The 13,207-nt window shown below is 53.8% G+C and carries 10 protein-coding genes; all 10 read left to right on the plus strand.

Annotated elements, in window-relative coordinates; genetic code table 11:
* The first annotated feature begins 6 nt into the window (after positions 1 to 6).
* Positions 7 to 912 carry a carbohydrate ABC transporter permease gene (locus K0T92_RS16425; protein ID WP_219873562.1) on the plus strand — a complete coding sequence of 302 codons (906 nt, stop codon included), beginning with the start codon at positions 7 to 9 and terminating at the stop codon, positions 910 to 912.
* 1 nt (position 913) lies between these two features.
* Positions 914 to 1,750 (plus strand): carbohydrate ABC transporter permease, encoded by an 837-nt coding sequence (locus K0T92_RS16430; RefSeq protein WP_219873563.1) that lies wholly within the window; start codon positions 914 to 916, stop codon positions 1,748 to 1,750.
* A gap of 138 nt (positions 1,751 to 1,888) precedes the next feature.
* On the plus strand, positions 1,889 to 4,960 hold the full coding sequence (locus K0T92_RS16435) for a glycoside hydrolase family 2 TIM barrel-domain containing protein (RefSeq protein WP_219873564.1): 3,072 nt from the start codon (positions 1,889 to 1,891) through the stop codon (positions 4,958 to 4,960).
* 98 nt (positions 4,961 to 5,058) lie between these two features.
* Positions 5,059 to 6,942: a beta-L-arabinofuranosidase domain-containing protein gene (locus K0T92_RS16440; protein WP_219873565.1), complete on the plus strand. Its 1,884-nt coding sequence runs from the start codon at positions 5,059 to 5,061 to the stop codon at positions 6,940 to 6,942.
* Between the two features lie 51 nt (positions 6,943 to 6,993).
* Positions 6,994 to 8,148: an AGE family epimerase/isomerase gene (locus tag K0T92_RS16445; RefSeq protein WP_343223725.1), complete on the plus strand. Its 1,155-nt coding sequence runs from the start codon at positions 6,994 to 6,996 to the stop codon at positions 8,146 to 8,148.
* Positions 8,149 to 8,201: 53 nt separating this feature from the next.
* On the plus strand, positions 8,202 to 9,806 hold the full coding sequence (locus K0T92_RS16450) for a glycoside hydrolase family 43 protein (protein ID WP_219873638.1): 1,605 nt from the start codon (positions 8,202 to 8,204) through the stop codon (positions 9,804 to 9,806).
* Between the two features lie 65 nt (positions 9,807 to 9,871).
* Positions 9,872 to 10,705 carry a 5-dehydro-4-deoxy-D-glucuronate isomerase gene (gene kduI, locus K0T92_RS16455; RefSeq protein WP_219873567.1) on the plus strand — a complete coding sequence of 278 codons (834 nt, stop codon included), beginning with the start codon at positions 9,872 to 9,874 and terminating at the stop codon, positions 10,703 to 10,705.
* A 58-nt stretch (positions 10,706 to 10,763) separates the two neighbouring features.
* A complete protein-coding gene (kduD, locus tag K0T92_RS16460) occupies positions 10,764 to 11,513 on the plus strand; it encodes a 2-dehydro-3-deoxy-D-gluconate 5-dehydrogenase KduD (RefSeq protein ID WP_219873568.1) in 750 nt (249 codons plus the stop codon).
* Positions 11,513 to 12,487 carry a sugar kinase gene (locus tag K0T92_RS16465; protein WP_219873569.1) on the plus strand — a complete coding sequence of 325 codons (975 nt, stop codon included), beginning with the start codon at positions 11,513 to 11,515 and terminating at the stop codon, positions 12,485 to 12,487. Before kduD ends, K0T92_RS16465 begins: the two co-directional genes overlap by 1 nt.
* Before the next feature lie 32 nt (positions 12,488 to 12,519).
* On the plus strand, positions 12,520 to 13,200 hold the full coding sequence (locus K0T92_RS16470) for a bifunctional 2-keto-4-hydroxyglutarate aldolase/2-keto-3-deoxy-6-phosphogluconate aldolase (RefSeq protein WP_219873570.1): 681 nt from the start codon (positions 12,520 to 12,522) through the stop codon (positions 13,198 to 13,200).
* Positions 13,201 to 13,207: the final 7 nt, after the last annotated feature.

Below are 13,207 nucleotides of genomic sequence, written 5' to 3' on the forward strand. Positions count from 1 at the left end.
AACACCATGAATGCCACTATAGTCAAGAAAAGAAAGAAGAAGTGGTGGCTTAATTACACATTTTGGTTTATATTGCCTTCGTTTGTGCTATATACCTTGTTTGTAATATGGCCGACAGTGAGCAGCATTAATTTAAGTTTTACCTCATGGGATGGAATTAATCCGGAAGTGCGTTATATCGGTTTGGACAATTTCAAAGAAATCTGGGAAAGCACGCGCGTTCATAATGCGCTGAAAAATACAATCATTCTGGCAGTGTCGCTTGTTGTGCTTGAGAACGTCGTAGCGCTGGGACTGGCTATTCTCGTTGATAAGGTGCGATGGTTTCGCAATCTGTTCCGCAGCATCTTTTATTTCCCCGTCTTGATGAGCGGGATCATTATGGGTTTTATTTGGATGATTATTCTGAATTACAACTTTGGTGTCTTTAATCAACTGCTGGATATGACAGGACTCGCATCCTGGAAGCTGGATTGGTTAGGCAATCCGGACTTTGCATTGTGGGCGATTATTTTGTCAACAGTCTGGAAAGCGGCGGGCTACTACATGATTATTTATTTGGCCGGCCTGCAAGGCATCCCTCAGGACTTGCTGGAAGCTGCAAGTATCGACGGAGCCGGAAGATGGAAGCAATTTGTTCATATTACATTCCCATTGCTCGCCGGAGCGACGACCGTATGCGTCATGCTGTCGATGATCGGGTCGCTCAAGCTGTTTGATCAAATTGCTGTCATGACGAACGGCGGCCCCGGTTTTGCAACGGAAACGCTGACATACATCATCTACAGAGTTGCTTTCGGAGAAGGCAGACAGGGCTTTGGCACGGCGCTTTCCCTTGTACTATTTGCGCTAATTTTGATTGTTTCGCTCATCCAGATCAAGTTGCTTCGCAGAAGAGAGGTGCAAATGTAACATGAAAAAGCATAAAAAAATAAAGGCTAGCGACATTATCCTGTTCCTCGTAACCTTGATCATTGCCGTTATATTTGCCTTTCCGATTTTCTTCAACTTGATGTCTGCGTTCAAGACGAACGGCGAAATATTGAGGGATGCTATTTCGTTCCCGAGCGGCCTCTATTTGGAGAGCTTCAAATATTTGCTGACCGAAACGGAATATCCCAAAGCCATCTTCAACAGTGCGGTGCTGACCGTCGTCTCCATTGTTTTCATGGTTTTCATTATTCCGATGGCGGCATATGGAATTGAGCGTACAGCGAATAAATGGACGAATGGCGTCTATATCTATTTTCTGTTCGGTATGATGATTCCATTCCAGGTGTATATGATTCCGTTGTTCAGACAAATGAAAGCGATGGGGCTGTTCGGTACTCTGGCTGGTCCGATCATGATTTATATCGCGGGTTCTGTCGGCTTCGGCGTCTTGTTGTACACCAGTTTCCTGAAGGGCGTGCCGCGCGAGATCGAGGAATCGGCGGAAATCGATGGATGCTCCAGGATGGGCATTTTCTGGAGAATCGTATTTCCGCTGCTGGGACCTGTTACAGCCAGCATGGTCGTCCTGCAGGGGCTTGGCATCTGGAATGACTTCCTTCTGCCGATGCTGGTGCTGCCGTCCGGCGAGCCGAAAACGATGATTGTCGAGCTGTTCTATTATGTCGGAGAATTTTCCTCCCGCTGGGATATGATCTTTGCAGGGACGACGATGTCGCTTATACCTGTTCTGACCGCATTCCTTGCGCTGCAAAAATACTTCGTAAAAGGTGTATCGTCCGGCGCGATTAAAGGATAAGCCACCCTATCATACACGGCCCTTGCTCCTCCAAGCGAGGGCTATAGCTATCTGGCAGCTTGCCGAAGCTGAACGGCTGAAGTGAAGCGGCTGTATTGTTAATCATAGGCCATCTGTGTCAAGAAGGAGCGAGTCATTGTGAATTCAATCGTGAAATATTGGGAGAACGAGAAGCTGCTGCATGCCAACCGGGAACAAGCGAGAGCCTACTATATTCCTTACGCGGATACCGTTTCGGCAGCCTCGCGCAAGCGCTCCCGTTCGCCGTTCTACCGCACGTTGAACGGCTCCTGGAAATTTCGTTACTACGCCAGTGTGAAGGATGCGGATAACAGCTTCTATGAGGCGGATGCGGACGTTAGCGGCTGGGATGATCTGCTTGTGCCGTCCTGCTGGCAGACGAACGGATACGACCAGCTGCACTACACGAATACGAATTATCCGATTCCTTGCGATCCCCCGTTTGTACCAGACAATAATCCTGCGGGGCTTTATGTCAGAACGTTTAAAGTTACAGAGGCCTGGAAGGACAAGGAGAATTATATCGTCTTCGAAGGGGTGAATTCATGCTTTTACTTATGGATAAACGGCTCGTTCGTCGGCTACAGCCAGGGAAGCCGGAATCCGTCCGAATTTAACGTAACCCCTTATTTGAGAACAGGCGACAATCGCATTGCCGTTATGGTGCTGAAATGGTGCGACGGCACCTATATGGAGGATCAGGATATGTGGCGGTATTCGGGCATATTCCGTGACGTATATTTGCTCGCCAGAGACAAGGCGCATGTTCGGGACGTCTTCATCCGGCAGGAGCTATCGGACGATTTCCGTCTCGGCAAGCTGCGGTGCGAGGTGGAAACGACGGGCTCCCGGGAGGTTGCCGTTGAGGTTAAAGATGCCGACGGCGAAACGGTTGGCGCCGCAACCGCTGTCATCGATGGCGGCGGGACCATTGAAATTCAGATCACGGAGCCAACGCTCTGGAATGCCGAGCAGCCGTATTTGTACAGCGTTAATGTCACTGCGGGCGAAGAAGTGCTGGCGTTCAGGACCGGCTTCCGGCAAATCCGGGTTCAGGATGGCGTGTTCCTCATCAACGGGCGCGCGGTCAAACTGAAGGGAGTCAACCGCCATGAGTCCCATCCGGAGCTTGGCGCAACTATACCTCTCAGCCATATGATCCAGGATTTGAATTTGATGAAGCGGCATAACATCAACACGATCCGCACGGCCCATTATCCGAACGATCCGAGGTTCCTTGAGCTGTGCGACGAATACGGATTTTATATGATCGACGAGGCGGATCTGGAGGCTCATGGCATGAGCTCGGCGGAGAAGTACGCCGATGGCGCGCTCAACAGACTGTCGGACAACCCGGAATGGGAAGCGGCGTTTGTAGATAGAGCTGAGCGTTTGGTCGAGCGGGACAAAAACTTCTCCTGTGTCATCATCTGGTCGCTCGGCAACGAGGCGGGCTACGGTGTGAATCATCTTGCTATGGCCCGGTGGACGCGCACGCGCGATGCGTCAAGGCTTGTCCATTATGAAGGTGCGGCGGTTCGTTACAAAGGCAGCACCAATGTCGACGACCTTGATTTGGAAAGCCATATGTATGAGTCGGTATCATTTATTGAGGCATACGCCAAGAACGATTCGGCGGCAAAGCCGTTGTTCCTGTGCGAATATAGCCATGCAATGGGCAACGGTCCCGGAGATTTGCAGGATTACTGGAACGTCATCTATCAATATCCGAAGCTGATGGGCGGCTGTGTCTGGGAATGGTGCGACCACGGGATCAAAGCCGAGACGGCGGACGGCAGTAGCTATTTCGCATATGGAGGCGATTTCGGGGATAAACCGAACGACGGCAATTTTTGCATCGACGGACTAGTCTCCCCGGACCGGATCCCGCATACGGGGCTGCTGGAGTTGAAGCAAGTCATCGCACCCGTCCGATTCGATGCCGGAGAGCTTGCGAGCGGGAAGGTTCGATTGACGAATCTGTATGATTTTATCGATCTGTCCCATCTGGCGCTGTTCTGGAAGGTTGAGAAGGATGGCGCTGCTATCTCGCAAGGGCAAGTGTGGCAGCTCGATGCCGCGCCGCACGGCGGGCAGCAAATGCTGGAGCTTCCGTACACGCTGCCGCAGGAGGAAGGCCGTTATTTCCTTACGTTGTCCTGCAGGCAGAAGCGGGAAACACGCTGGTCCGAGCCGGGTCACGAAATTGTGTTTGCACAATTCGAGCTGCCGTCCGTCCAGCCGAAGCGGCAGCCGGATCGGCGGACGCAAGAGTTGTCCGGTCATCCGTTGCACGACAATCAGATGCACGGTCATGTCATGGATATCATTACGGAGGGCCATCTGCTCGTTATGGAGGGCTTTGACTTCCGTCATACCTTTGATTTGTACAACGGAACGCTCATTGGCATAGCGAGACATGGCGTCTCTATGCTTGCCGCTCCTGCCAGGTGGAATATATGGCGGGCGCCTACCGATAATGATCAGCAAATAAAAGCAAAATGGATCACGGAGGGGTACGATAGAGCATCGATGAAGGTGTACCGCTGCGAATGGACAGCGTCTCCGGGCGGGGACGTAGAGATTACTGTGCAGTACTCGCTCGGAGGGTATACCCGATATCCGCTCCTGCACGGGACGGCGGTCTGGCGGTTCGGCCATGACGGCGGCATATCCGTCCGTACCGATGCCAAGGTGCGCGAGGATTTGCCGTTTCTGCCGCGCTTTGGCCTCCAGCTGACAATGCCGTCCGGAACGGAAGCGGTCGAATATTTCGGATACGGCCCGCACGAAAGCTATACGGACAAGAGACAAGGCGCGCGCATGGGCAAATACGAGCTGTCCCTTAGCGGCATGTTCGAAAATTATATCAAGCCGCAGGAGAACGGATCGCGTTACGGCACGGAATGGGCGGTCGTCTCGAACAGTCAGGGCATGGGCATCAAATGCACCGCTCCGAAGCCGTTTTCGTTCCAGGCTTTGCATTATATGCCGGAGGATTTGGCAGCCGCCGGGCACAACTACGAGCTGCGTCCGCGCAAGGAAACGATTGTGCATCTGGATTATAAAATGAGCGGCATCGGCTCCAATTCCTGCGGTCCGGAGCTGCACGAAAATTATCGGCTGCAGGAGAAGGAATTTTCGTTTGAACTGAACTTGACGCCCGTCTTCAAGGAAGACGAATGCTAGTCATTGCGAACGGGGATTTATTGCGGCTGAATATGAAATGATCCGCCCCGCCGCGTGCGGTGCAGAGCACTCCGTATAACAAAAGCGAGGTGAGTGACATGATCCCGGTATTCAGGGATGTGAGACCCGGAACGGCCCAAATAAGCGAAGGGCCGCTGTCAGACCGCTTTCAGCTCAACAAGGCTTATGTCATGAGCTTGACGAATCAGAACCTGCTTCGCAGCTTCTATATGGAGGCTGGATTGTGGAGCTACAGCGGCAATGGAGGGACAACAACCGCTTCTACGACCAGTATGGAAGGCCCCGAGCATTGGCATTGGGGCTGGGAATCGGTCACCTGCGAGCTCAGGGGCCATTTCATGGGACATTGGCTGTCGGCAGCGGCGCGCATCTACGCGCAAACGAAGGACGCGATGGTAAAGGCGAAGGCCGATACGATCGTGGCGGAGCTTGCGAAATGCCAGGCGGCCGGCGGGGGTGAATGGCTGGCGGCGTTTCCTGAATCCTTTATGAGCCGGCTTGTGAACGGCAAGTGGGTCTGGGCGCCGCATTATACGATTCACAAGCTGTTGATGGGACTGTTCGAAATGTACCAATTGGCGGGCAACGAACAGGCGCTTCTCATTATGAAAGGGATGGCGTCATGGTTTGACAAGTGGACCGGGAATTTCTCGCGGGAGCAGCTTGATGAGCTGCTCGACATGGAAACCGGGGGCATGCTGGAGACATGGGCTGACTTGTATGGCGCGACCGGCGAGGAGGCGCACAGACTGCTGATGCTCCGATATGTGCGAGGGAGATTATTCGACCGGCTGCTGGCAGGGGAGGATGTGCTGAGCAATAAGCATGCCAATACGCAAATACCGGAAATATTGGGCGCGGCCCGCGTGTATGAAGTGACTGGCGACGAGCTATTCCGCCGCATTGTCGAAGCGTTCTGGGACTGTGCGGTCACAAAGCGGGGTTATCTATGCACAGGAGCAGGAGACGATGGCGAGCTGTGGCTGCCGCCGGAGCGGATGGCGGCCAGACTGGGAGCGGGCCAGGAGCATTGCTGCAATTACAATATGATGAGACTCGCTCATATGCTGCTGCGCTGGACCGGAGAAGCCGCCTACGCCGACTATTGGGAGCGGCGGTTTGTCAACGGTGTGCTGGCCCATCAGCACGGGGACACGGGGATGATCTCTTATTTTCTGGGCGTTGGCTCTGGCAGCCGTAAAGTATGGGGCTCGGAAACGCAGCATTTCTGGTGCTGCCACGGCACGCTCGTTCAGGCCAACTCGTCCTACGAAACGCAAATCTATATGCGGGACGCGCAGGGCATTGCTATTACGCAATGGATTCCATCTACCGTGACCTTCGAGCAAGCCGGGTGCGAGATCGGCATTAAGATCGCGCAGGACGGGCAGCATGGCTTGTATCCATTGAACAAATGGTCGGTCACAGGGATGAAGGCCATTACGGAGGTAGATAAGCCGCCGATTCCTGCAGGCCGTCCGGACTGCTTCAGCTATCGGGTAACGGTGTCCACGACCAAGGCTGGGGAGTTTGCAATCAAATTGCGGCTCCCTTGGTGGATTAGCGGCAAAGCTGCTGTTGCGGTTAATGGGACAAGTCAGAATGATGTCCCGGCTGGTGCGGGCTTCTATGAACTTAAACGCTATTGGAGCGACGGAGATACGATTGAGGTTCAGTTCCCTAAAGCGCTCTTGGCCGAACCATTGCCGGGAGCGCCGGATCGGGTCGCCTTCGTCGATGGCCCCGTTGTACTGGCTGGCCTGACGGAGGAAGAGCGTCGGCTGACAGGCGACCCTCATAAGCCGGAGTCGATATTGACACCCGACCGGGAGCGCAACCATAGCTGGTGGAACGCCGGGTATTACCGGACTTATGGACAGAGCAGCAACTTCCGGTTCATTCCGCTTCATGAGATTAAGGATGAGCGGTACACGGTTTATTTTCCCGTTGCACCGATATAATATCGCCTCACTATGACGAAGCAAATCTACAATGAAGGGCAGGATCACCTCGTGTTAAACAATACTGAACGACAATGGCTGGAGAACGTGATAACGAAATTGACGGCGAAGATGGATGCGGTCAGCGAGCGTTCCCGGAACAAAATTCCTTATACGACCGTTAACGGCGTGCATGATGACCGGGCGGTCGATAATCCTACGGGCGCACAAGCGGACGGCATTAACTGGTGGACGAACGGTTTCTGGGGAGGCATGCTATGGCTCATGTACCATGAGACCGGCAACGAGAAATACAAGGAAATCGCACAAATTTCCGAAGCCAGGATGGACCGGTGCTTTGAGGAATTTTACGGCCTGCATCATGACGCCGGATTCATGTGGCAGCCTACCAGTGTCGCGAATTACCGAGTGACCGGCAATCCGGAATCCCGGAAGCGGGCGCTGCATGCCGCAACTTTGCTGGCAGGCCGGTTCAATCTCGCAGGCGGCTTCATTCGCGCATGGAACGACTTGAAGGACGAGGATACGAGAGGCTGGGCCATTATCGACTGTTTGTTGAACCTCCCTCTTCTCTACTGGGCAACGGAAGAAACGGGAGATCCGCGCTTCAAGCAAATTGCAGTCAAGCATGCGGATACGGCGATACCGGCCTTTGTCCGTCCGGATGGCTCCGTCAACCACATTGTCGAATTCGACCCCTTCAATGGAGGCGTGGTCAACACTTACGGCGGTCAGGGTTATGGTGAAGGATCTTCCTGGACGCGCGGGCAGACGTGGGCGTTGTACGGATTCATGACGAGTTATATTCATACCGGGAAGGACGAATATTTGCAGGCAGCCAAGCGGGTTGCGCATTATTTCATCGCTAACATTCCCGAGGACGGCATCATCCCGGTCGATTTCAGGCAGCCGGAGGAGCCGAAGTTAGAGGATGATACGGCCGCGGCAATCGCTGCATGCGGGTTCATCGAAATCGCCAAAGCCGTCGGCGGACATGAAAGCCGCCTGTTCGTATCGGCGGCGCTGAAGCTGCTGAGAACGCTGGATGAATCGCGGGTCGACTGGTCGGCCGATACCGATCATATTCTGCTCTACGGTACGGGAGCCTATCATGCCGAGACGCATCATCATGCCATTATTTACGGCGATTATTATTTTATGGAAGCGATCTTCAAGCTGAAAGGCAACGATCTGTATTTATGGTAACGCTCTTGCCGTGAGAACATGCACACAACGAGGAGGGCAACGCATTGAACAACATGATACGCAACCCGATTCTGAGAGGATGCAATCCCGATCCGTCCGTCATTCGAGTCGGCGAAGATTATTATATTGCCACATCAACTTTCGAATGGTTCCCTGGCGTGCAAATCCATCATTCCAGAGATCTCGTTCATTGGGAGCTTATTACCCGTCCGCTGAACCGCGTGTCCCAACTGGACCTTAGAGGAATCGGCGCTTCGCAAGGCATTTGGGCCCCTTGCCTGACTTACCATGACGGCATCTATTACTTGGTCTATACCGTCGTTAATTCCTTTTATGTCCCGATGTACGATACGCCCAACTATCTGGTGACGGCGACGGACATCTGCGGAGAATGGTCTGAGCCGATTTATCTGAACAGCTACGGCTTTGATCCTTCGTTGTTCCATGATGACGATGGACGCAAATATATCGTCAGCATGGTCACGGATCACCGTGTAACAAAGCGGTATAAGGGTCAGCTTGTCATTCAGGAATACTCCGTGCAGGAACGGCGCATGATCGGCGAAGCGGTCACGATCTATGCGAGCGCCGAGATGTTTCTGGAAGGCCCGCATATTTACAAGCGGAACGGCTATTATTATTTGTTCGCGGCGGACACAGGAACAGGCGAGGGACACGGGCAATCCATCCTGAGGTCGAAAAGTTTGTTCGGGCCTTACGAAGCGTATGAAGGCAATTCATTGCTGACAGCAAGGGATCATCCGGATCTGCTGCTGCAGAAATCCGGCCACGGCGATCTTGTTGAAACACAGAATGGCGATTGGTATATGGTTCACCTCTGCGGCCGGGCGCTGGAGAACCGGACGGAGAAAGGCGATCGCAAATATACGCTGGGGCGGGAGACGGCGATCCAGAAGGTAGAGTGGACCGAGGACGGCTGGCTTCGGCTGGCGAGCGGCACTGTTCTGCCGGATGTTGAGGTGGAAGCTCCTGCTCTCCCGCCGCATCCGTTCCCGAGCAGACCGGCCCGCGATGATTTCGACAATGAGCGGCTGGATATTCATTTTCAATCCTTGCGCATCCCGCTCGACAGCACCTTCTATTCGCTTACGGAGCGGAAAGGGCATCTCAGGCTGTACGGCCGGGAAGGGCTCGGCTCGAAATACAGGCAGAGCCTTATCGCAAGACGCTGGCAGGAGTTCAAATTCACGGCAAGCACATGCCTCGAATTCGAACCGGAGAGCTTCAAGCAAATGGCCGGCTTAATCTGTCTGTACGACACGAACAATTATTACTATTTGCACGTGACATTTCATGAGGATTTGGGACGGTGCATCAGCATCCTGTCTGCGATCAACAATGTTTACGCGGAGCCGATTGGACACGTTCCTCTGCCGGATAACACGAAGCGGGTCTGGCTTCGCGCCCTGGTCGATCATGACAAGCTGCAATTCGCCTATGCAACGGAAGGCGAGGAAGCGTTTGTGGGGATCGGCCCGGTTCTGGACGCCAGCACGTTATCCGATGAAGCGTGCAAGGAGGGCTGGTTCACGGGCGCCTTTGTCGGCCTGTGCTGCCAAGACTTGACCGGATTCCGCAAGCATGCCGACTTCGATTATTTCGAATATATCGAGATGGAGAATTTCTCGGAACAATAGCTGCATGCAGCGAGATCCTATTCATCCGTAATAAGAAAAGCACATAGATGAAGGAGCGTTTTCAAATGGAAATTAGATATGCATCCCATCCGCAACAATCCAAGAGCTTCGATACAGGTAGCTTGCGCGAGGAATATTTGATTGAATCGTTGTTTCAGGCCGATGCATTGACCTTGTACTATTCGCATGTAGACCGTTTTATCGTGGGCGGAGCAGTCCCTGTCCATCAACCCGTCAAGCTTGAGGCTGATAAGCATACGATTGGCGCCGATACATTCCTGGAACGGAGAGAGGTCGGCATTATCAATATCGGAGGCAAAGGGTCCATTACGGTTGACGGGACGGTATTCGAGATGGCGTCCAAAGACTGTCTGTATATTGGTTTAGGAAGCCGGGAGGTCGTGATGGCGAGCGATGATGCGCTTCAGCCTGCCAAATTTTATTTGAATTCAACCCCGGCTCATCATGCCTATAGGACGGAAAAAGCGGCCATCAGTGAAGCGGCTCCGGTGCATTTGGGCAGTCCGGCGAACTCCAATGAGCGCACGATTTATAAATATATTCATACAGGCGGCATTCAAAGCTGCCAGCTGGTCATGGGCATGACGCTGCTGAAGCCGAACAATATGTGGAATACGATGCCTTGCCATACGCATAACCGCAGGTCGGAAGTATACCTTTATTTTGATATGAACGAGGATAGTGTTGTCTTCCACCTGATGGGCGAGCCGCAGGAGACCCGCCATCTGGTCGTCCGCAACGAACAAGCTGTCATTTCTCCGAGCTGGTCGATTCACAGTGGTGTAGGTACGAGCAATTACACCTTTATTTGGGGGATGGCTGGCGAGAACCAAACGTTCGAAGATATGGACGTCGTTGCGATGAAAGATCTTCGATAGCTTTGATTTGTTTACCGTCTAATGATCAACAAGATTATTGAATGGAGGATGGACTGGCATGTTATTTCGATTGGATGGAAAAGTTGCGCTTGTCACGGGTGCTTCGGGCGGGCTTGGGCAAGGCATGGCGCTTGGACTGGCGGAAGCGGGCGCGAACATTATAGCTGTAGCTTCATCCAATTGCGATGAAACCGTGCGGCTGGTTCGGGAGGCCGGCGGCCGAATTGAACAACTATCCGCCGATTTAAGCGATGCGGACAAGCTGGAATCGGCAGTCGCAGACGCACTGAGCATCTATGGCCGTATCGATGTGCTTGTGAATAACGCCGGTATGATACGCCGCGCTCCCGCTGCCTTGCATGCAAGAAAAGACTGGTACGACGTCATTGATCTGAATTTAAACGCCGCCTTCTTCTTATGCCAGCTAGTCGGCAGCCATATGCTGGAGCGGGGGAGCGGCAAGATCATCAATATTGCCTCCATGTTGTCTTACCAAGGGGGCGTTAACGTCCCTGGCTATACGGCGAGCAAGCATGGAATCGCAGGCATAACGAAGGCGCTCGCGAACGAGTGGGCTTCCAGAGGCATTCAAGTCAACGCAATCGCACCGGGATATATGACGACAAACAATACAGCGCCGATTGCAGCGGATGCTGATCGTTACAAGTCGATCACAGAACGGATTCCCGCAGGCCGCTGGGGGCTGCCGGAAGACATGAAAGGACCGGCTGTGTTCCTTGCTTCGGCTGCATCAGATTATATGAATGGCCATGTGCTATGCGTGGATGGCGGTTGGATGGCACGCTAATGGCTGGCCGTTACGGGGAATCACAGCGGCTCGACGTTATTACTTTCGGCGAGAGCATGGCATTAATGTACCCGGAGGGGGATGGACGCGGGCTGGGCAGCGGACGCAAGCTGTCGCAGTCGTTCGGAGGCGCGGAGAGCAATCTGGCGATTGGGCTTGCGAGGCTTGGCTGCCGCAGCGGATGGTTCGGCATGCTGGGGGATGATCCGCTCGGACATGGAGTTGTGAAGAGCTTGCGAAGCGAAGGGGTGGATGTCTCTCGCGTTGGCATGACGAAAGAGGCTCCCACAGGGTTAATGCTGCGGGAATCGGTACGCGGCAAGCTGTCCGTCTACTATTACCGCAGCGGCTCGGCGGCAAGCCGAATGACGCCTGGGCTGCTGGATGCCGATTACATTGCGAATGCGGGGATTCTGCATATTACCGGCATAACTGCCGCGCTTGGCTCATCATGTCTGGATACGGTGCGGGAAGCAGTCCGAATTGCCAGGCAAGGAGGCGTGCGTATCAGCTTCGATCCTAACCTGAGATTGAAGCTGTGGCCGATCGAGCAGGCGCGCCCGATTATTCAGGAGCTGGCGCAGTCCGCCGATTATTTCCTGCCTGGCTATGATGAGCTGAGGCTGATTTACGATACGGAGGATATAGGGACGCTGCTTGCGAACGTTCGGAGGCTGCCTGGAATGACGGTAATTAAAAGCGTGCGTGACGAAAATTGGCTTGTTCGAGGTTCAAGGCTGCACCGGAGGCCATTTGAGAAGATTCATCGGCTGGTAGATCCTGTCGGAGCCGGCGACGGGTTCGCAGCGGGATTTCTGTCCGGCATCATTAAAGGGTTCTCTCCCGTTGAATCGCTGAAGCTCGGAAGCATCGTCGGTTCATTGGTTGTGCAAGAGCCCGGCGATTGGGAGGCTTTGCCCCTCTGGAGCGAGGTCGAGGCGATCTTAAATAAGACTCGGCATATCGAGAGATAGGCGCTGACAACAATGGAAAGGATCGTGCGGCGATGCGGAAGTATCATCTGCTTGAACAAATAAAGGCTGCGGGGGTTGTTGCAGTCATTCGCGGCAATTCCGCAGAGGAAGCCGTTATGCTTTCCCGGAATGCGGTGCTCGGCGGCATCCGGGTGATCGAAGTTACGATGACGACGCCCCAAGCACTGCAAGCCATCGAGACGCTTGTGAAGGAACATCAGAGCAGCGATCCCGCTGCGGCGAATTACGCAGTGATCGGCGCGGGCACGGTGCTTGACTCCGAAACGGCACGAGCCTGCCTGTTAGCGGGCGCCGAGTTTATTGTATCGCCAGCGCTTCACAAAGAAACGGTTCTGCTGTGCAACCGGTACCGGGTGCCGGTCATGCCCGGCGCGATGACAATCAAGGAGATGACAGAAGCGTTGGAGCTGGGAGTGGACGTGGTGAAGTTATTCCCCGGGAATCTCTATAATCCTTCCATCATCCCTACAATACAAGGCCCGCTGCCGCAAGTGAACTTGATGCCTACAGGCGGAGTGAACCTGGCGAATTTGAAGGATTGGCTCGCGGCGGGCGCCTTTGCGGTTGGCATCGGCTCGGATCTGACGAAGGAAGCAGTCAAACAGAGCAATTACGCGCTAGTTATCGATAAGGCGCAAGCGTACACAGAAGCGTTTCGGGAGGCGAAACGGGGGCTGGATTTATTGAAATAAGTTGAAC

It is taken from the genome of Paenibacillus oenotherae (assembly GCF_019443105.1).
GTDB lineage: Bacteria > Bacillota > Bacilli > Paenibacillales > Paenibacillaceae > Paenibacillus_Z > Paenibacillus_Z oenotherae.

Coding starts and splice junctions, on each gene's coding strand:
- K0T92_RS16425 (WP_219873562.1), top strand. CDS start 7: ATGAATGCCACTATAGTCAAGAAAAGAAAGAAGAAGTGGTGGCTTAAT.
- K0T92_RS16430 (WP_219873563.1), top strand. CDS start 914: ATGAAAAAGCATAAAAAAATAAAGGCTAGCGACATTATCCTGTTCCTC.
- K0T92_RS16440 (WP_219873565.1), top strand. CDS start 5,059: ATGATCCCGGTATTCAGGGATGTGAGACCCGGAACGGCCCAAATAAGC.
- K0T92_RS16450 (WP_219873638.1), top strand. CDS start 8,202: ATGATACGCAACCCGATTCTGAGAGGATGCAATCCCGATCCGTCCGTC.
- kduI (WP_219873567.1), top strand. CDS start 9,872: ATGGAAATTAGATATGCATCCCATCCGCAACAATCCAAGAGCTTCGAT.
- kduD (WP_219873568.1), top strand. CDS start 10,764: ATGTTATTTCGATTGGATGGAAAAGTTGCGCTTGTCACGGGTGCTTCG.
- K0T92_RS16465 (WP_219873569.1), top strand. CDS start 11,513: ATGGCTGGCCGTTACGGGGAATCACAGCGGCTCGACGTTATTACTTTC.
- K0T92_RS16470 (WP_219873570.1), top strand. CDS start 12,520: ATGCGGAAGTATCATCTGCTTGAACAAATAAAGGCTGCGGGGGTTGTT.